The following is a 19,707-nucleotide window of genomic DNA, read 5'->3' on the forward strand; positions in this document are numbered from 1 at the left end:
GCCGACCCAGGGCGATGTTCTCGCGCACGCTGGCATGGATCAGCCGCACGTCCTGCAGGACGAAGCCGATGCGTCGGTACAGCTGGGCGCTGTCGATATGGCGCAGGTCGACGCCGCCCAAGGTGATGCGCCCGGCGCTGGGGTCGAAGAAGCGCAGCAGCAGGCGCGCCAGGGTCGACTTGCCAGCGCCCGAGGCGCCCACCACCGCGGTTACCGTGCCGGGCTCGAGGGTGAACGACACCTCGCTCAGCACCGGATTGCGCGGATCATAGTGATAGCCCAGGCCCTGCACTTCGATCCGCGCATCGACCGGCAGCTTGCCGGCGCCCTGGCCGTCTGTCTCCAGCACCGGCGTGCGCAGCAGCGCCTGCACGCGCTGGGCGGCGCCGGTGGCGTTGTTCAGGTCGTGGGTGATGTAGGCCAGCAACAGCAGCGGCGCGCAGATGCCCGGCGCCACCAGGGCGAACGGCAGCACCTGCACCGGGGTGATCCAGCCCAGGCCGACGAACAGCGTGCCGAACGCCAGCACCACGCCGAGCACCGACACCGGGGCGATCATCGCATTGGCGTTGGCCATGGCGCTGACCAGCGGCCGGGTGAAGTCGGTGAAGGCTGCGGCGAAGGCGTCCACCGCCTCGCGGTAGCTGCCATGGGCCTTGCGCTGGCCACCGAAGGCCTTGACCACCGGGATGCCGTTGACGAACTCGACCACCGCCTGGTTGATCCGCCCCATGCCGGCGCCGAAGGCCTGCATGTTGCGGGCGCTGGCCTGGTGGGCGCGGGCGAAGAACAGGAAGAACAGCGGGAACGGCAGCATCGACACGATCGCCATGCGCCAGTCCATGGCGAACAGGTAGACGATCGAAGCCAGCACCGCCCCGGCGCTGCGCCCCAGGGTGGTATAGAAGTGCGCGGTGAGGCTGTGCAGGATGCCGATATCGTCCTGCATGGCCTGCTTGACCTCGCCCGAGGCGCGGCTGGTGAACCAGCCCAGCGGCACCCGCGCCAGGCGGCGGATGATCGCCAGGCGCAGCGTGCCGGTGATGTGGTTGTCGGCCAGGTGCGCGACCAGATCGCCCAGCGAGATCAGCGCCATGCCGGCGAACAGGCAACCCAGCCCCATGGCGATGACCGGCCAGGCCTGGTCGAGGCCCTGCCCGCCGGCCAGGGCCAGGCGGGCGACTTCGGCGATGGCCGCCAGCGGCGCCAGGGTCAGCATGGCGCCCAGGGCGGCGAGCAGCCCGGCAACGATCAATCGGCCGCGTATCGGCGCAAGCACCGCGGCGACCGGTCCACGGGCGGACGGGTCCGCCACCCCTTGTTCAACACTCATGAATGCTCCTTTTCAGCACGAGGCGCGGGCCGGGCCGTCCCAGGGGCGCCCTGCCCGCATGTCCTTCTCAACCTGTATTCCGCACGAGGCGGGCAAACCCGCAAGAAAATCTGCGCGCCCTCAGGCGCCGCCCAGCCGATAGCGCCTGCAGGTGCGCAGGCCGGCGGCGATGTACTTTTCCACCGAGGACACCGAGACCCGCAGCTCGTCGGCGATGGCGCGGTGGGCCATGCCGTCGAGGCGGCACAGCAACAGGGCCTGGCGCGCCTTGGGCGAGTGCCGCTGCAGGGCCCTGTCGATCGCCCCCAGGGCCTCGATCACCAACGCCCGCGCCTCCTCAGAGGGCACCCACGGCTCGGGCTGCTGGCCATGGTCTTCGAGGTAGCGTGTTTCGCGCTGGCGACGGCGGTACAGGTCGATGACCTTGCCGTTGGCGATCTGCGTGAGGTGGCAGCGCGACTGCTCGGCGCTGGGCACCTGGCCCTTGTTCATCAGGTGCAGGTAGATGTCGTGGGCCAGGTCCGCCGCATCCACCGAGTTGCCGAGCTTGCGCCGCAGCAGGTCGCACAACCAGCCGTGATGATCCTGATACAGCTGGTGCAGTTGCTGACGAAGCGCGAACGTTCCGTTGTCCACGGTACCTCTCCCTGAGCGTGGTGCATTCCAGACGGCTTGCTTTGACGTACGCCAATCTAGATGATAATTATTTGCATCTTTCACACCATAACGAATCCCTTGGATTCACGCAATGCACCCCGGTGGTGCACCCCCTCTGCGCGGCCACTCACCGCGATCCATGGATGGCAGTGAAGGCCGACGCGGGCCTTGAACGATCGAACAGCAGGAAGCTAGCTATGTTGGAACGCAACACCACCCCACCCTCGCCCCAGGCCCTGGACGAACACGAGGAACTCGCCTGGTTCGCCCAGCAGCAGCAACCCGAGCAGCTGCACCGGCAACTGGGCGCCTGGCGCCTTGGCCCCCAGGCCAACCTGTCGTTGCTGGCCCTGGCCGTGCAGGCGGTGGTCGAGGCCACGCCGGGCCTGAACAGTCGCTACCACTTCAGCGACGACGGCGACCTGTACAAGACCCTGGCACCCGGCTGGTACCCGTGCCTGCGCATCGAGCACAGCGCCGCCGAGGGCATGGACGCCCTGCTGCGGGCGCGCCAGGCGGCGCCCTGGGATTCCACCACACAGCCGCCGTTCGAGGCCCTGCTGCTGGCCGGCGACCAGCAGGCCGCCCTCGGCCTGCTCTGCCATGCGGTGCTGCGCCAGTCGCCGCAAGCCCTGCTCGAACGCATCCGCGCCGAATACGACGCCCTGGCCGGCGACCAGCCACTGCAGCTCGAGCCGCTGTCCCAGGCGCCCTCGACGGACATCGCGCAACGCATTCTCGACGCGTTCCGCCAGGCCCTGGCGGAGCCTGGCATGACCCTGGAGGATGATTTCTTCGACATGGGCGGCCACTCGCTGCTGGCCACCCGGATCATCGGGCGCCTGCAGGGCGAGCACGGCATCGAACTGCGCTTCAGCGACTTCTTCGCTTCGCCCAGCGCATCGGCGCTCGCTACCCGTGCCAAGCTGAGCCAAGGGCAAGCCAGTCAGGCCAGCGACCAGCCCGGTGAGATCCAGCAGGCACCGATGGCCCTGGCCCAGGCGTCGTTGTGGCGCGCCTGCGCGGCGTTCGACTACGGCACCCTTTTCAACCTGCCCTTTGCCCTGGACTTCCACGACCCGGTGGACGAAGCGCTGCTGCAGCAAGCTTTCAGCGACCTGCTGGAGCGCCACGCCAGCCTGCGCACCACCTACCATGGCGAAGGCGACAGCGCCTGCCAGCGCATCGTGCCGCTGGCCGAACTGGGCCGCTACAAGTGGTTCTGGACCAGCGCCGAGAGCACCGGCGCGAGCCTGGCCAGCGAGGCGAAGCACCGCTTCGACCTGGCCCGCGAACTGCCACTGAGGCTGCGCCTGCTGCGTGACCCGCACAGCGGCCACCAGGTGCTGTCGTTCCTGGTCCACCACATGGCCATCGACGAGTGGTCGCTGAACGTGATCATGGCCGAACTGGCCGAGGCTTACCTGGCCCGCGCCCAGGACCGGGCGCCGCAATGGTCGGCGCCGGCGCGCACCTTCCACGAATTCGCCCTCGCCCAGAGTGCCCAGGGCCCGAGCCCGCGCCACCTGGCGTACTGGACCGAACTGCTGCGCGACGCCACCCGCGGTCTTGCCCTGCCCGCTGACGCCACGCTGCTGCCCGCCGACCAGGCGACCACCCGTGCGCGCTGGCTGGAGCTGCGTCCTGAGCCCGGCGTGCTGGAGCAACTCGGCGCCAGTGCCCGGCAGCACCAGTCATCGCTGTTCAGCGTGATCTACACCGCCATCGCCCTGTCGCTGCACAAGCTCGGCAACCTGTCGGACCTGGTAATCGGCACCTCGGCCTCGGGGCGTACGGATCCGGCGTTCTTCGACACCGTTGGGTACTTCACCACCATGGTCGCCCACCGCGTGCAGTTCGTCCCGGAACAGTCGCTGGGCGAGCTGCTGGGCGATGTGACGCGGATGATCAACGACTCTATGGCCTACGCCGACGTGCCCATGGAGACCATCCAGCAGGCGCTGGGCATGACGCCCGCCGAGGGCCTGATGTTCGATGTGTACGTGCAGATCCACGCCAACAATGCCCTCAATGGCGCCCTGCACACGCCCGAGGGCCAGGCCATTCGCTACAAGCAGATCGACCCGGACAAGAGCGAGTCGATGTTCGGCCTGCAGTTCGAGATCATGGAGGATGTGTTCGACGGCCAGCGCTCGCTGCGCCTGGTGGTCACCTACCGCAGCGATCGCTACAGCGCCGCCCAGGTCGAGCGCCTGTGCGCGATGATTTCCGCAGCGTTTGGGGTATTTGCCGAGGTGGATGCCGGCCGGCGGGCGCTGGCTGAGGTGGTTTTATAGTTCAACGTGGGCGGCGCTCGATCTCATAGGCGCAACATTCCTCACGGCGAAAACTTTGCAGACCAAACGCCCATCACCCCTGCGGCAACCCATACCGCTGGAACGATGACCGCTGCGGCACACGATACTGCGCCCGGCCCAGCAACTGGTTGAGGATCACCGCATTGCGCACCGGCCCCAGTCCCAGGTCCGGCGAGCCGACGCCATGCTGGAAGATCTCCGCATTCTGCACGAACACCCGGCCACTGCCGCCATCGCAGCGCTGCGCGGTGAAATCCTCGCCGACGATGCAGTCGCCGTGCGCGTCGGTGGCCAGCACCGTGCCCTTGAGCTGCTCGAACCACTGCGGCCAGGCATGGGCATAGCCGGTCGCCGCGACGATCGCATCGGTTTCCAGGGTCGCCCGCTGGTCCAGCTGACGGTGGTGGAAAGTCATGCGCAGGCCCGCCGAGCCCAGGTCCTCGACCGTCTCCACCTCGCAGCTGGACAGCAGTGTCAGCCCCGGTTCGCGCCCGCCGATGGAGCGTTCGTAGATCAGGTCGTAGATCGCGCCGATGGTGGAGAAACTGATGCCTTTGTACAGCAGGCCCTGCTCGGCCACGATCTCGCGGCGCTTGTCCCGGTCGAGTGTGTGGAAGTAGTTCATATAGGCCGGGGTGAAGCATTCCTGGCCGAGCTTGGAGTACTCCATGGGATGGAAGCCCCCTGAACGGGTGATCCAGTGGATCGAAGCTCCCGCCTCCACCTGCTCCGGCGTCAACGCATTGAACAAGGCCAGTACGCACTCCGCCGCGCTCTGCCCTGAGCCGACCACCACCACGCGCCGGCACTGCTCCAGTTCGCCCTGGCGCTTGCCGAACTCCGCCGAGTGCAGCACCGGCGCCTGGCTGCGGGTGCGCGCCCAGGCCGGCAGCCACGGCCGGGTGCCGAGGCCGATGGCCAGGTCCCGGCTGCTGTAGCGCCGCTCCAGGCCCGACACCGACACGCTGTCGATGACGAAGCGCTCGCTGCCGCCATCGTAGCGCACGCCGGTGACCTCTTCGCCGAAGTGGCAGGTCGGCAACTGGCGCGCGGCCCAGCGGCAATAGTGATCGTATTCACGCCGGGGCACCTGGAAGTGGTCGTAGTAGTAGAACTGGAACAAGCGGTCGTGCTGGTGCAGGTAGTTGAGGTAGCTCAACGGGTGGCACGGGTCGGCCAGGGTCACAAGATCCGCGAGGAACGGCACCTGCAAGGTGGTGCCCGGCAGCAGCAGGCCCTCGTGCCAGCGAAATTCCGCCTTGCGCTCAAGGAACGCGCAGCGCAGGTCCGGGTGGCGCGACAGCAGCGCGGCCAAGCCCAGGTTGAACGGTCCGATGCCGATGCCGGCGATGTCTACGGTTGCTATGTCCATATGCTCGATGATTTCCCAAAAACTACGGATGGCGCCCCGGGCCGGGCCCAGGGCGGTTGATTCAGGCAGGTGTGGCGGCAAGCAGGCGCTCGACGTCTTCGACCGTGCGGCACGCCAACAACTGTGCGGGCGACAAGCGCACCGCGAAGGCTTCGCCCAGTCGTGCCGCCAGGGGCTTGAGGTGCTGCGGCCGCAGGCCCATGGCGAGGAAGTCCCGGGCCGGCTGCGTGACGCCGAGCACCTGCTGATAGATCGCCAGCACCTGGGCGCAACGCTGCGGGTCACTGGGCGTCGCTGCCGGCGGCTGCTCGGTTTCGCCTTCCAGCAACGTGCGGGCTCGGCGGCGGTCCGGCTTGCCATTGGCCGTCAACGGCAACTCGGCCACCTCGACGAAGCGCGTGGGCACATGGGATTGCGCCAGCAACGCCCGGGCATGCTCGCGTAGCGCCACGGCGCCGGGTGGCGCGTCGTGGCGGCGCACATAGAGGGCGCCGATGCAGGCCTCGCCCTGTTGCGTATCGCCATAGTCCACCACCAGCACCTGCTGCACCGCCGGATGGCGGATCAGCTCGATCTCGACGTCCGGCAGCGATACGCGCACGCCGCGCACCTTCACATAGCCATTGACCCGACTGTCGAACAGCAGCACCCCGTCCTCGCGGTAGCGACCTCGATCGCCGGTACGGAAGGCCCGTACCGATGTCCCCTGCTCGTCGAGCACGCTGACGAAGTCGTTCTGCAGCAGCTCACCCTCCTGCAGGTAGCCCAGGGCCAAGCCCACGCCACTGGTGTGGATACGCCCGGCGACGCCCTGCGGGCAATGCTCGCCGTGTTCGTCCAGCAGCCAGTAGCGGTTGCCCGGCAATGGGCGTCCATAGGGCACCCTGGCGCGGTCCTGGTCGCCGATCTCGTGCCAGATGCTCCAGATGGTGGTCTCGGTCGGCCCGCCCAGGGACACCAGCCGCGCCGCCGGCAACAGCTCGCGCAATTCGGCGATCACCGCCGGCTTGATGTAGTCGCCGCCCTGGGCCAGCAGGCGCAGGCTGCGCAAGCCATCGCCCTGGCGGCAGGCCAGGAGCATTTCGAGGATGGCCGGCACCGAGCACCACAGGCTCACGCCGTGCCGCCTGACCAGCTGGTTCCAGCGCAGCGCGTCCTTTTCCTCGCCGGGCTCGGGCAGCACCAGCGCCGCCCCGGCGCAGAGGCTGCCGAACACGTCGAACACCGACATGTCGTGGTGCAGCGGGGTCACCGAGATGAACACGTCATCACGGCTGACCTGCCACTGCGCCAGGGTGCTGCCGATGACGTTGGCCGTGGCGCGGTTGTTCAGCACCACGCACTTGGGCTTGCCGGTGGTGCCGGAGGTGTAGAGGTAGTAGGCCGGCGCGGTGCTGACCGACAACGCCGCCAGGCCTGTCAGGTCCAGGGCGGCCGGCGGGCTGGCCAGCAGTGGCGCGGCGCTATCGACCACCAGCGCCGGCTGGCAGTTGTCCAGCAGGTAGCGCAGGCGCTCTTCGGGCGCTGCCGCGTCGATCGGCACCCAGACCAGCCCGCTCAGGGCGCAGGCCAGGGTCGCCATGCTGTGCTCGGGACCGCGCGGCAGGCAGATCGCGACCACCTGGCCAGGCTGCAGGCCCCGGGCCTTGAAAGCCTGGGCGATGCGGGCGACGCCCTCGCCCAGTTCGGCGTAGCTGATCCGCCGCTCGCCGTGCAGCAAGGCGATGCGTCCGCTGTCCGGGCCGAACAGGTTGTGGGCGATGCGGCCGAGGAAATCGACAGGTGCGGCCTGCGCCTCGCTGCTGTTGAGGCGGTAGTGGCCAAGGTCGATGAACTGCCGTGCCTGGACTTCGAACGCGCCCTGCCCGGCCAGTTGCGCCACCGCCTGGCCAAAGGCTGCGAGCAGCTGCCCGACCCAGCGGCCATCGACCGCTTCGCGGGCATAGTCGATCTCGAACGCCAAGCCGCCCTCGGCGGTGTTGCAGAAACGGATGTCCATGGCCACCTGGGGCGTCTGGGTCAGGCCCGCGCTCAAGGTCATCGGACCATCGAGCGCGCCCACCGGCCAGGACAGGCCATTGGTCAACACCACCGGCAATGCCGGGCCCGGGCCGTTGCTGTCGTACAGCAGGCGGGCCAGGTCCACGCCGGAAAACGCCAGGTGCTGCAGGCCCTCCAGCACATCGGCCTGCAGGCGCTTGGCGCGCTCGGCGAACGTGGGCAGTTTGTGTTGCCAGTCGAGGGCGATGAAGCTGGAACGGTTGGCGAACGCGCCGTCCTGGGGCGGCGCCACCGGCACCGCCACGCACAGGCTGCCCTCGTCGAGCCAGTGGCCGAGCACTTCCAGTACCACGGCCATGATCGTCGAGTTCTTGAACAACCCCTCGCGTGCGCCGGCGCGGCTCAATGCCTTGAACGCCGGGGCCGGGATCACTTGACGCTGGCGTGCGTATCGGGCCACGCCGACCTTGTCCAGGGCGCAGCGCCACGGTAGCCGTGGCGCGCCATCGACCTCGGCCAGCTTTGACTTCCAATACTCGGTATCGGCCTTGCGCACCTCGCTCTGGTCGTCGACAGCCGCCGTCGGCTCGCTGGTGGTCAGCGGCTGGCAGTGCCCGTCGAACAGTTCGACCATCAGGGTGGCGATGGCGCGTCCATCGAGGATCAGCGCATCGAAGCGCACGAACACCACCAGCTCGCCCTGCGGCAGCTGGAAGGCGGTGACATTCCAGGGCGGTCCAGCCAGGTCGAACAACGCGTGGGCATAGGCCTCGCGACGGACCTCGAGCTGCGCCTGGGCTTGCTCACCCGTCAGCGCGCGCAGGTCGATCACCTCCAGGTTGACCTGCACCTGGTCGCTCAACGACTGGGTCAGTGCCTGAGCATCGATGCGGGTGCGCAGGCTGTCGTGGCGGCGCACCATGTCCGTGAGGCGGCTGCGCAGCAGCGCCAGGTCCATGTGCCCGCGGTATTCGCGAAACTCCTGCATGGCCACGCCGCCCAGCGGCAAATGCTCGCCACGCCCCAGCAGGTAGGCCTGCTGCAGGGCGTTCAAAGGGCGATCCCGGCTGGCCGCGATCGTCAAAGGCTGGTGCAGCGCGCCCATGTCGGCAGCCACCGCGACGGCCAGGGCAATGAAGCGCTCGAACAGTGCCTGGACCCAATCCGCCGGCAGTGCGTCCAGGCGCACATCCCAGTTGACCAGCAGGCCGCCATCGACCTGGGCCACCTGCGCGTCCAGCGCCACCTGCGGACCCTGGGAGATCACCCAGTCCATCGGCCCGAACACCCGGCCCACGCGCTCGGAGAACAGCTCGCCACCGGGCAGGTCCAGCCCTGCGGTGAACACCACCGGCGCCAGTTGCGGCGTGCCGTGATGGCGCGACAGGTCGCGCATCAGGTCCACGCCTGGATAGGCGCTGTGCGCCAGGCGTTCGACCAATTGCCGGTGCAGGTCCTGGCACAGCGCGGCAAGGCTGGCGACGCCGGTGAAGTCGACATCGACCAGCACCAGGTTGGCGAACTCGCCGACGATCCGTTGCACCGGTTCCAGCACCGGCTCGCGCCAGAACACCGGCACGTTCAGGCGCAGGCGGCGGTCCCCGGTGTGCTCTCCCAGGGCGGTGGCGAACAGCCCGAGCAGCAACGCCGACGAAGTGATCCGCTGCGCCCGCGCCGCCTGTTGCAAGGCGCGGTACTGCTCGGGTTCGAGCCGGGCGGCAAAGCGCTCGCTGCGCGCCGGGCCCGGGGCAAGCAAGGGCAACGTCGGCGCCGGGGCGATCTGCGCCAGGCGTGCCCGCCACCAGGCACGGTCGCGGCTGCGAGCGTCGCGCAGGTCGGCATCGGCACGCACCTGGTCCAGCCAGTCGAAATAGCTCGGCGTGGTCGGCAGCACGGTTTCAGGGGTGTCGTACAGCCGGGCCAGGTCTTCCATCAGCACCCGGAAGCTGGACGGGTCCACCGCAATCATGTCGGTGTCCACGTGTAGCCGAGCGGCATTGCCCGGCAACAGGCTCAGGCCGAAGCGCGCACCCTGGCCAGCGCCCAGGTCCAGGCGCTGGTGACTCCACTGGCGACGTTTCTCCGGCAGGCGCCGCTCCACGGTGGGCCCGTCCAGATCGCTGAAATCCTCCAGCTCCAGCTGGGGGCGCAGCGTCTCGTCGATGCTCTGCCGTCCCTGTCCGTCGATGCGCAGCTTGAGCATCGGGTGCGCCCGGTACAGCCCCTCAAGTGCGACTTCAAGGCGCGCCACATCGATGGCCTGGCCATCGAACTCGGCATACAGGTGAGCGCTGACGCCACCCAGTGCCGCATGTGCATCCCGCCCGATCCAACAGGCGGCCTGCATCGAAGTTAACTCTCTCATCGCTTACCCGCGTAGTTGACAAATCCATGTGTTTCGCGTCCTCATATTTACTAACGAGAATGATTATATTTCAAGGTTTTCTTTCTCACCCATCGGCCAAGGAGGCTACCCATGAAGACAGGCACCCTGCGTTTGCAAGACAGGGACACCGTGCCGCTCAGCCAAGAGGACTCGAGCTTTTCATTCACATCCGGCGACCGCGAGCTGAGCGTCAGCGGCCTGCGTGAGCGGATCGACACCCCGGCCCACGGCAGCCACCTGGCCGGCGGCGCGCTGCGGCGCAGCATCGACCAGGCCTTCGAGCGCGCCCGCCAGGCCGGGCAGGACAACCCGATCGTGGTCGGCGCCATCCCCTTCGACACCACTCAGGCATCCAGTCTGTACGTTCCCCAGGCCTATGCCTGGCAGCAACGCACCGCGGCGCCCGCCCAGGCCGGCGCGCTGCCGGCGCTGCTCAGCCAGGCCAACATCCCCGACGAACACGGTTTCAAGCGCGCCGTGCGCCATGCCATCGTCAACTTCCAGCACAGCGATGTGCGCAAGGCCGTGCTCTCGGTGCAGCGCGAACTGCACTTCGCCACGCCCGTGGACCCGGCACAGGTGCAGGCCAACCTCAAGGCGCTGAACCGTGAGGGCTACCACTTCCGCGTGCCCCTGGCCAACGGCGCCACCCTGCTGGGGGTGAGCCCGGAGCTGCTGGTGCACAAGCAAGGCACGGCCTTCGTCAGCAACCCGCTGGCCGGCTCCGTGCGGCGCATGGCCGACCCCGAGGCCGACCGCGCCAATGCACAATGGCTGGCGACGTCGGAGAAGGACCACTACGAGCACCGCCTGGTCACCGAGGACATCGCCCAGCGCGTCGGCGAACTGTGCAGCCGCCTGCAGGTCCCCGAGCGACCGTCGCTGATCAGCACCGCCGCGCTGTGGCACCTGTCCACTCGTATCGAGGGCGAACTGGCCACGGCCGATATCGACGCCCTGCAACTGGCCTGCCGGCTGCACCCGACTCCCGCCGTGTGCGGCTACCCCACCGAGCGGGCTCGGCAACTGATCCGCTTCGTCGAGCCCTTCGAGCGCGGCCTGTTCACCGGCATGGTCGGGTGGTGCGACGCCCAGGGCAACGGCGAGTGGGTGGTGACCATCCGCTGCGGCACCTTCAGCGGCCAGCGCGTGCGCCTGTTCGCCGGCGCCGGCATCGTCGAGGCCTCCAGCCCCGACACCGAATGGAACGAAGTGCAGACCAAGCTCGGCACCATGCTGCGTGCCTGCGGCCTGGACCATTGACCTCAAACCCGTTTTCCGAGATGCCCATGACCATCGAATTCACCCCCTGGCCCGCGGACCGGGCGCAGCGCTATCGCGCCGCCGGCTACTGGAACGACCAGCCGCTCAGCCAACTGCTGATCGAGCGCGCCGCCGCGCAGCCACAGGCCCCGGCGATCCTCTGCGGCGAACGCTGCATCAGCTACGGCGAACTGGACCGGCGCGCTTCCAACCTGGCCTCGCGCCTGGCCGCCCACGGCCTCGGCCAGGGCGACACGGCACTGGTGCAGTTGCCCAACGTCGCCGAGTTCTACATCGTGCTGTTTGCCCTGTTCAAGGCCGGCATCGCCCCGGTCAACGCGCTCTACAGCTACCGCCAGCACGAGCTGGGCGCCTTCGCCCGGCAGATCCAACCCGCCTTGCTGATTGCCTCGGCCGAGCATGAGGTGTTCCGCAACGACGCGTTCCTCGACGACCTGGCCAAGGAAGGCCTGCGTCCGAAGCTGACGTTGATGCTCGATGCTCTCGACGAATGGAGCGCCAGCGCCGATGTGCGCGGCACCCACTACGCGCCCAGCCCGGCCGGCGAAGTGGCGCTGTTCCAGCTGTCCGGCGGCAGCACCGGCACCCCCAAGCTGATCCCGCGCACCCACAACGACTACGCCTACAGCGTGCGGGCCAGCGCGCAGATCTGCGCCCTGGACAGCGCCACGCGCTTTCTCTGCGCCCTGCCCGCCGCGCACAACTACACCCTCAGCTCCCCCGGCGGCCTGGGCGTGCTGCACGCCGGCGGCTGCATCGTCATGGCGGCCAACCCGGAGCCGCTCAACTGCTTCGCCCTGATCGAGCGCCACGCGGTGACCATGGCCGCCCTGGTGCCCAGCGCCGTGGCCCTGTGGCTGCAGGCCGCGCCCGGGCACGCGGCCAAGCTGCGCAGCCTGCGCCTGCTGCAGGTCGGCGGTGCGAGCTTCGCCGAGGCCCTGGCCCGCCAGGTCCCTGAGGTATTGGGCTGCCGCCTGCAACAGGTGTTCGGCATGGCCGAGGGCCTGGTCAACTACACCCGCCTGGACGATAGCGACGAGCAGGTGTTCACCACCCAGGGCCGGCCGATCAGCGAGCTGGACGAAGTGCGCATCCTCGACGAACAGGGCCAGCCGGTCGCCGACGGCGAGCCAGGCATGCTCGCCACCCGTGGCCCCTACACCTTCTGCGGCTACTACCAAAGCCCCGAGCACAACGCCCAGGTGTTCGATCAGGACGGCTTCTACCACTCCGGCGACATCGTCCAGCGCAGCGCCGATGGCAACCTGCGAGTGGTCGGGCGGGTCAAGGACCAGATCAACCGCGGCGGCGAGAAGGTCGCCTCGGAGGAGATCGAGAACCTGATCGTCATGCACCCGGACGTGACCCATGCCGCCCTGGTGGCGCTGCCCGACGAACTGCTCGGCGAGAAAAGCTGCGCCTTCATCGTCTCGCGCAACCCGCAGCTCAAGCCGATCGCCCTGCGCCGCCACCTGATGGGCCTGGGTATCGCTGAATACAAGCTCCCGGACCGGATCCGGCTGATCGACGCCATGCCGCTGACCGCGGTGGGCAAGATCGACAAGAAGCAACTGCGCGCGCTGCTCGCCGTCGCCCAGACCGCCTGACCGTCCAAGGACCCGACATGACCATTCCAACCATCCACGACTATGCCATGCCGCTGCGGGCCAGCTACCCGGCCAACAAGACCCAATGGCAACCCGACCCGGCCCGCGCCGTGCTGCTGATCCACGACATGCAGCGCTACTTCCTGCGCTTCTACCAACCCGACGGCGCCCTGCTCACCGCCCTGGTGGACAACCTGTCGCGGCTGATCCACTGGGCCCGCGAGCAGGGCATCCCTGTGGTCTACACCGCCCAGCCCCATGAACAGCCACCCGCGGACCGCGCCCTGCTCAACGCCATGTGGGGCCCGGGCCTGCCGGCGGCCAGCCCCGAGCAGCAACCGATCATCGACGCCCTGGCGCCGCAAGCGGGCGACACGGTGCTGACCAAGTGGCGCTACAGCGCCTTCCAGCGCTCCGACCTGCTCGAGCGCATGCGCACCTGGCAACGCGACCAGCTGCTGATCGGCGGCGTGTACGCCCATATCGGCTGCATGATCACCGCCGCCGACGCCTTCATGAACGATATCCAGGCGTTCCTGGTGGGCGATGCGGTGGCCGACTTCTCCGAGGAGGAGCACCGCCTGGCCCTGAAGTACGTCGCCACCCGCTGCGGCCATGTCACCGACACCACCGCCCTGTTGACCCAACCCGCGGGCGAGACCACACGCGACTGGCTGCATGGCCGGGTGCGCCAGATGATCGAGGACGACAGCGACCTCGACCCGCAGGAAAGCCTGATCTTCTACGGCCTGGACTCGCTGCAGGTGATGAAGCTGGCCGCCGAGCTCAAGCAGCGCGGCATCGCCGTCAGCTTCGAGGAGCTGGCCAACGCGCCGACCCTGGATGGCTGGTGGTCGCTAATGCAAGCGCGGGGGGCCGCCTGATGGCCATGGCCCGCTTCACCGGCCGGCGCGTGCTGGTCACCGGCGCCGCCAGCGGCATCGGTCGCTGCGTGGCGCAGCAGTTTCTCGAGGAAGGCGCCGAGGTCATCGGCCTGGACTGCGAGGAGGCCGACGTGCCCTTCGCGCTGCTGCATGTCGACCTGACCGATCCCGCCGACGTGCAACGGGTCTGCGACCGCCTCAAGGAGCAGGCGCAGTACCTCGACGTGCTGGTCAATGTCGCCGGCGTGCTGCGCCTGGGGCGCAGCGACGAGGTGTCCTGCGAAGACTGGCAGCGCTGCCTGGATGTCAACGTGAGCGCGCCGTTCTACCTGATGCGCCAGTGGACCCCGGTGTTCCGCCGCCAGCGCCGCGGCGCCATCGTCAACGTCGCCTCCAACGCCGCCCACGTGCCGCGCCTGAACATGGCCGCCTACTGCACCTCCAAGGCCGCACTGGTCAGCCTGAGCCACTGCGTGGGCCTGGAGCTGGCACCCTACGGCGTACGCTGCAACGTGGTGTCGCCAGGCTCGACGCGCACGCCGATGCTCGCCGGCATGCTCGGCGACCCGGCGGGCGAACGCCAGCTGGTCGACGGCCTGCCCGGGCAGTACAAGCTCGGCGTGCCGCTGGGCAAGATCGCCACGCCCGACGACATCGCCAATGTAGTGCTGTTCCTGGCCTCGGAGCAGGCCGGGCACGTGACCCTGCAGGATATCGTGGTCGACGGCGGCGCCACCCTGGCCGCCTGAGCCTGATGCGGCACTGACAAGGACTTTCACCCGCACCGCGCTCGGCCCTGGCCGGCCGAGCGCGCACCATGGAGCTGGACATGACATTCTCACCCGCCGACCACAAGCGTCTCGAGGCCTTCTGGCAGTACTGCCTTACCCACCAGTACTTCAATGTCGGCTACCCCGAGTCGGCCGACTTCGACTACAGCCTGCTGCACCGCTTCATGCGCTTTTCCATCAACAACTGCGGCGACTGGAACGAGCCCAGCAACTACCTGCTCAACTCCTTCGACTTCGAGCGCGAGGTGATGCGCTTCTTCGCCGAGCTGTTCCACATCCCGTTCGAGGACAGCTGGGGCTATGTCACCAACGGCGGCACCGAAGGCAACATGTTCGGCTGCTACCTGGCCCGCGAGCTGTTTCCCGACGCCACCCTCTACTACTCCAAGGACACCCACTACTCGGTGGCCAAGATCGTCCGCCTGCTGCGCATCAAGGCCCAGGTGGTGGAATCCCAGGCCAACGGCGAAATGGACTACGACGACCTGGTCGCGCGAATCACCGCCGACGGTGAACACCACCCGATCATCTTCGCCAATATCGGCACCACCCTGCGCGGTGCCACCGACAACATCGCCACCATTCAGCAACGCCTGGCCCAGGCCGGCATCCGCCGCGAGGACTACTACCTGCATGCCGACGCGGCCCTCAGCGGCATGATCCTGCCCTTCGTCGATAACCCCGAGCCCTACTCGTTCGCCGACGGCATCGACTCGATCTGCGTCTCCGGGCACAAGATGATCGGCTCGCCGATGCCCTGCGGCATCGTCGTGGCCCGGCGCCACAACGTCGAGCGCATTTCGGTGGAAATCGACTACATCAGTGCCCGCGACCAGACCATCAGCGGCTCGCGCAACGGCCACACGCCACTGATGATGTGGGCCGCATTGTGCAGCCGGTCGCGGGAGGACTGGCGCGCACGCATCCAGCGCTGCCTGGACCTGGCCCAACATGCGGTGGACCGGCTGCGGGCGGCCGGCATCGAGGCCTGGCGCAACCCCAACTCGATCACCGTGGTGTTCCCCTGCCCCTCGGCCAGCGTGTGGAAACGCCATTGCCTGGCCACCTCGGGCGACACCGCGCACCTGATCACCACCGCCCACCACCAGGACAGCACGCAGATCGACGCGCTGCTCGACGAGCTGATCGCCGACCTCAAGGCCCGCACCCGATACCCGCTGCAGGCGCCCCTGGTGGAGGGCCTGGGCAGTCGTACCCGGGTCTACAGCACGGCAGGACATCCTCGGCCGGAGCCGCTGCCGGGCCATCCCAGACTCGCACGTGACAGCGGCCTTGCCCGCCTCAAGGGCAGCGATATCTGAACACCGAGTCGTCTTTACAGCCATTTACATGTAAGCCTGTTCCTACAGCGTGTTGCTCCGGGACCTGGCGTACCGAAAAACAGGGGCGGGCCTGCCCGCCCCCTCGGCACCTTGACCGCACAACACGTTGCAGTCTCCTGCCGATGGCCGTTTGACGGCCCATCGCGTGACTCTATAGTCCGTTTCCTGGCAGCGCCAAGGAGTTGCGCTGGCCTTGGACAAGAACCCGCCATGTACAGGAGTCGCATGATGGCCATGCTCACGGATGACGCACTCTCGCCTCACCCTTCACACACATCACCCAGCCGCGCCGACCTGCGACGACATCTCCGTCACTGACCCCAGCCCCGTCACGTGCCCGTGACCTGCCCTGGGCGGTCACTGCCTTCGTTCGCCTTCAATAAAGACAAAAGGTGCGTCATGACTGCGACCCGTTCGCCGCAAACGGCCGTTGCGCCGTTGCCGGAAACCGAAACACTGCGCTGTCGCCCGGCCAGCCCCGCCGATATCGAAGCCCTCGCCGCGCTGTTCCAGCAGGTCTATGGGCAGACCACCCACCCTTGCCAGAGCCCGGACTATATCCGTCACTCGCTGCGCAGCGGGCAGCAGCAGTGGTTTGTCGCCCAGGCCCAGGGCCAACTGCTCGGATGCTGCTGCATCGCCCGCCGCCCCTGGAACCGCTCGTGGGAAGTCTGCCACGGGGTGATCCACCCCGATGCACGCAGGACCGGCGCCATCTCCAGCCTGATCCGCCTCGGTTTCGAGACCCACCGGCCCGAACCCATGGAGCTGGGCTTCTACATCACCCGCAACATCGCAAGCCACAGCGTCATGAACAAGATCCGCCCCGCCGTGCTGGTGGGGCATGACGGCGGCCCGGACACGGTCGACGGCCTGCGCGAATATCACCTGACCGCCATCCAGCCGGTGCTCCAGGCCGGCTTTGTCCATGTGGCGCCCTGGTACGTGACCGCCCGCGCCGCCGAATTCGTCCGCCGCCTGCTTTACCCCGCCCTGCGGCTCGGCGTCACTCCCGGCAGCTACCCGGACACCTTTCTGAGCGGTCCCACCGGCGCCGAACGCCATGGCCAGCTCAGCTACACCCACGATCCCCAGGTCGGCGCGCTGATGCTGTCGGGCCAGTGCGGTCGCTACCTGTCAAGCCAAGCTGTGCTGGCGGAGCTGGGCGCGCTGCTGCGCCAACATGCGCAGGCGGAGTACGTCAGCCTGGTGATCCTGGCAGACAAGCTGGAGCTGCTGGCCAGCCTGCGCCGCCTGGGTTTTGCCATCACCGCCTACCTGCCGGCCTGGCACTTGGAGAACGGCGTGCGCTACGACTGCATCCAGCTGGTGTTCCAGGACTTCGCCGTGCCCCCGCGCAGCCACGGCTTCGACGACGACATCGCCCGATTCGACCTGGCCTACGCGCACCTGGCCAACAACCTTTGCAGCCTTCCCGCCGACCCGGCTTCCCGGGCCGCCAGCTAACCGATCGGAGTTTTTGCAAGTGACCAAGGACCAATGGCTTAGTGTAAGAAAACAGATCCCCGACGGCGCCCGGGAACCCTGGACCGTGATGCTCTGGGTCGCCGACCTGCTGTTGTTGGCGGTGGCCTGGAACCTGTGGCTCGCCGACTCCACCGCCTTGCAGTTGCTGGGCCTGGCGCTGGCAGGCCTTGCCACCGTGCAGCTCTACCTGATCATGCACGAGGCGACCCACGGCGCCGCCTCGGCCAACCGCCGGCTCAACGATTTCATCGGCCACTGCGACGGCTGGCTGATCGCCTTGCCGTTCCTGGTCCGCCGGCGCTTCCACATGGCTCACCACACCTGGACCGCGCACCCGGTGAACGACCCGGAGAACCGCGGCATGATCGAGCGCTTCTCGGTGATGACGAAAAAACAGGAGCGCACCCTGGAGTTCGTCTGGAAGCACTGGATCCCGATGATCGCCGCCAACCATTTCCTGCTCAACTGGCGCGCGCCGTTCATTGCCCGGGCCAAGGGCGACAGTTCGCCGAGGATTCTCAAGGAGATCCGCTTCGCCCGCCTGTACCTGGCCGGTTACCTGGCGGCGGCCGTGCTGGCCTGGAGCCTTGGGCACCTGCTGGACCTGGTGCTGTTCTACGGGATCACCTGGGTGTTCCTGTTCTTCATGGTCGAGCTGCTCAACCTGCCCCACCACGCCGAGGCGCCGTTGCTGCCAAGGGACGCCGACCGCCTGCAGTTCTGGGAGCAGGATGGGGTGTCCCACGACTGCAAGGACCTGCCGCTGTGGTCGCGCTATGTGATCCTCAACTTCAACCTGCACATCGTCCACCACGCCTTCCCCTCGGTGCCGTGGTACCGGTTGGCCCAGGTGCAGAAGCTGCTGAGCGAACATGAGGTCGGCCATGCGCCGTCGCAGACCCATGAGTGGGCGTTCGCGGTGAAGAACCGGCGACGGCCGTTGTTGCAGCTGATGGGGCATTTCTTCGATCAGCGGGGTTGAGGGGCGGCGGGGAGGTGGCGGTGCTCGATGGGTTGCCCTCGGACGACAATAGACACCCGCACTCGTCTCACAATACTGGCAGGTGAAGCCGAGCCGGGCGGCGCTCTGACTATTGTCGCCATAGCCGGTGTATCAATTTGGCTGGTCATTGGAGAGCAGGATCGAACCTTGCCGATCTGTGGCCAGAATCGAGGAGATGCTATGGGAGTGCCGCCACCGTGCCCGACTCATATTAGAAGTGCCGCCTGCCATGAATACGCAGGCAATCCTTGCAACGGATCGCAATGCCGCCAACTGGCAGAATTACCAGGTCGCCAACGCCCTCAAATCAACCAAGCCCACCAAAGCGCTTGAAGTAGCTCTCGTTGGCATCCGGCAAAGGCCCATCCGCCGTCTCCAGCGCGCTGGCCAGGTACTCCTCCGCCCTGCCCTGCACCAGCCGGTACAGGTTGCGGCACAACTGCCGGGCCGCGCGCCCTTCCCAATCCCCCGGCAACAACTCGTCCGGCAGTTGCGGATCACGCAACAACAGGCGGCGGTATTCGTGGATCAGCAGCGTGCGCGCCAGGAAGCAGTCCTGCGGGCTCGGCGCCTCGAGGTCCTTCATGGCTTGCCACAGTGGGCGGAACAGGCGGATGAACTCGCTGTAGTGCTGGCCCAGTTCCTCGATGTTCCAGCTTTCCCGTACCTGGGCGCGCAGGGCCTTGGAGGCCAGCACTTCCTGGGCGTGGGTTTCGAAGACGATGCAGTCGTCCTCGGCGTCCTGCTCGCGCAGGGTCGCGGCGAGGTCGGCACGGTCGGTGCGCGGACAGCCCAGCAGGTTCGTGCCCATGGCGCCAAAGCCCTGCCATTCGAGTTCCTCGCGCACGGCCTTGCGCTTGCCGGCGTCGAGTTGCGACAGCAGCACCAGGGTCCAGGCGCCGTTCCAGGCCGGTAGGCTGGCGCTGTAGACGCGCTTGAAGGCTTTCTCGAAACGCCGCCGGCCGGTGCCGGTCAGGCTGTAGTAGCTGCGCCGGCCGACCTTCTCGGCGGTCAGCCAGCCTTCCTTGGTCAGGCGGAAGATCGAGGTACGGATCAGCCGTTCATTGATGCCCATCGGTTCCAGCAGGTTGATCAGGCTGCCCAGCCAGACCGTGCCACCATGGGGTTCGATGGCATCGCCATAGAGGGTGATGATCAGGGAGCTGGCGCGGATCGGCGTCTGCTCCTGGAAACGGGTGATCAGGTGATTCAGGGGGGCAAGGCTGCTCATGAGGGAACG

13 protein-coding genes are annotated in these 19,707 nt (G+C 67.7%); 8 read left to right on the plus strand and 5 right to left on the minus strand.

Translation table 11 applies throughout. The annotated features are described in order from the left end of the window. A partial coding sequence (locus CC207_RS22720; protein WP_371916507.1) for an ABC transporter ATP-binding protein occupies positions 1–1,333 on the minus strand: 1,333 nt, incomplete at its 3' end. Between the two features lie 120 nt (positions 1,334–1,453). Further along, positions 1,454–1,969: a sigma-70 family RNA polymerase sigma factor gene (locus CC207_RS22725; protein WP_062574076.1), complete on the minus strand. Its 516-nt coding sequence runs from the start codon at positions 1,967–1,969 to the stop codon at positions 1,454–1,456. Positions 1,970–2,187: 218 nt separating this feature from the next. On the opposite strand from CC207_RS22725, the gene CC207_RS22730 reads away from it, so the two are divergent. Next, positions 2,188–4,287 (plus strand): condensation domain-containing protein, encoded by a 2,100-nt coding sequence (locus CC207_RS22730; protein ID WP_088852798.1) that lies wholly within the window; start codon positions 2,188–2,190, stop codon positions 4,285–4,287. Between the two features lie 73 nt (positions 4,288–4,360). On the opposite strand, the gene basC is transcribed toward CC207_RS22730, so the two are convergent. Both basC and CC207_RS22740 read right to left on the minus strand, forming a co-directional pair. Further along, entirely contained in the window at positions 4,361–5,680 is a 1,320-nt protein-coding gene (basC, locus tag CC207_RS22735; protein WP_088852799.1) for a putative histamine N-monooxygenase, read from the minus strand. Between the two features lie 61 nt (positions 5,681–5,741). Then, the gene (locus CC207_RS22740; protein ID WP_256582269.1) at positions 5,742–10,028 is read right to left on the minus strand and encodes an amino acid adenylation domain-containing protein; all 4,287 of its coding nucleotides are present in this window, start codon (positions 10,026–10,028) and stop codon (positions 5,742–5,744) included. Between the two features lie 129 nt (positions 10,029–10,157). Here CC207_RS22740 and CC207_RS22745 point away from each other — a divergent pair, with 129 nt between their 5' ends. The 7 genes from CC207_RS22745 (at position 10,158) to CC207_RS22775 (ending at position 18,446) form a co-directional block, all read left to right on the plus strand. Beyond that, complete coding sequence (locus CC207_RS22745) at positions 10,158–11,330, plus strand: isochorismate synthase MenF (RefSeq protein ID WP_069017583.1); 1,173 nt, start codon at positions 10,158–10,160, stop codon at positions 11,328–11,330. 26 nt (positions 11,331–11,356) lie between these two features. Beyond that, positions 11,357–12,958: a (2,3-dihydroxybenzoyl)adenylate synthase gene (locus CC207_RS22750; protein WP_088852801.1), complete on the plus strand. Its 1,602-nt coding sequence runs from the start codon at positions 11,357–11,359 to the stop codon at positions 12,956–12,958. A gap of 17 nt (positions 12,959–12,975) precedes the next feature. Beyond that, complete coding sequence (locus tag CC207_RS22755) at positions 12,976–13,842, plus strand: isochorismatase (RefSeq protein ID WP_069017584.1); 867 nt, start codon at positions 12,976–12,978, stop codon at positions 13,840–13,842. Beyond that, on the plus strand, positions 13,809–14,591 hold the full coding sequence (gene dhbA, locus CC207_RS22760; RefSeq protein ID WP_356948732.1) for a 2,3-dihydro-2,3-dihydroxybenzoate dehydrogenase: 783 nt from the start codon (positions 13,809–13,811) through the stop codon (positions 14,589–14,591). Before CC207_RS22755 ends, dhbA begins: the two co-directional genes overlap by 34 nt. An 80-nt stretch (positions 14,592–14,671) precedes the next feature. Beyond that, positions 14,672–15,955: a histidine decarboxylase gene (locus CC207_RS22765; protein WP_088852802.1), complete on the plus strand. Its 1,284-nt coding sequence runs from the start codon at positions 14,672–14,674 to the stop codon at positions 15,953–15,955. Positions 15,956–16,375: 420 nt separating this feature from the next. Continuing rightward, positions 16,376–17,443 (plus strand): GNAT family N-acetyltransferase, encoded by a 1,068-nt coding sequence (locus CC207_RS22770; RefSeq protein WP_088852803.1) that lies wholly within the window; start codon positions 16,376–16,378, stop codon positions 17,441–17,443. Between the two features lie 19 nt (positions 17,444–17,462). Beyond that, a complete protein-coding gene (locus tag CC207_RS22775; RefSeq protein ID WP_028688876.1) occupies positions 17,463–18,446 on the plus strand; it encodes a fatty acid desaturase in 984 nt (327 codons plus the stop codon). A gap of 328 nt (positions 18,447–18,774) precedes the next feature. Here the strand turns inward: CC207_RS22775 and paaX are convergent, their stop codons facing one another. After that, positions 18,775–19,698, minus strand: a complete 924-nt coding sequence (paaX, locus tag CC207_RS22780) for a phenylacetic acid degradation operon negative regulatory protein PaaX (RefSeq protein ID WP_088852804.1) — start codon at positions 19,696–19,698, stop codon at positions 18,775–18,777. Between the last annotated feature and the right edge of the window lie 9 nt (positions 19,699–19,707).

Origin of the sequence: Pseudomonas sp. DrBHI1, assembly GCF_002205115.1 — a bacterium.
In the GTDB taxonomy this organism is placed as follows: domain Bacteria; phylum Pseudomonadota; class Gammaproteobacteria; order Pseudomonadales; family Pseudomonadaceae; genus Aquipseudomonas; species Aquipseudomonas mosselii.

Coding starts and splice junctions, on each gene's coding strand:
- CC207_RS22730 (WP_088852798.1), top strand. CDS start 2,188: ATGTTGGAACGCAACACCACCCCACCCTCGCCCCAGGCCCTGGACGAA.
- basC (WP_088852799.1), bottom strand. CDS start 5,680: ATGGACATAGCAACCGTAGACATCGCCGGCATCGGCATCGGACCGTTC.
- CC207_RS22740 (WP_256582269.1), bottom strand. CDS start 10,028: ATGCAGGCCGCCTGTTGGATCGGGCGGGATGCACATGCGGCACTGGGT.
- CC207_RS22745 (WP_069017583.1), top strand. CDS start 10,158: ATGAAGACAGGCACCCTGCGTTTGCAAGACAGGGACACCGTGCCGCTC.
- CC207_RS22750 (WP_088852801.1), top strand. CDS start 11,357: ATGACCATCGAATTCACCCCCTGGCCCGCGGACCGGGCGCAGCGCTAT.
- CC207_RS22755 (WP_069017584.1), top strand. CDS start 12,976: ATGACCATTCCAACCATCCACGACTATGCCATGCCGCTGCGGGCCAGC.
- CC207_RS22765 (WP_088852802.1), top strand. CDS start 14,672: ATGACATTCTCACCCGCCGACCACAAGCGTCTCGAGGCCTTCTGGCAG.
- CC207_RS22770 (WP_088852803.1), top strand. CDS start 16,376: ATGACTGCGACCCGTTCGCCGCAAACGGCCGTTGCGCCGTTGCCGGAA.
- paaX (WP_088852804.1), bottom strand. CDS start 19,698: ATGAGCAGCCTTGCCCCCCTGAATCACCTGATCACCCGTTTCCAGGAG.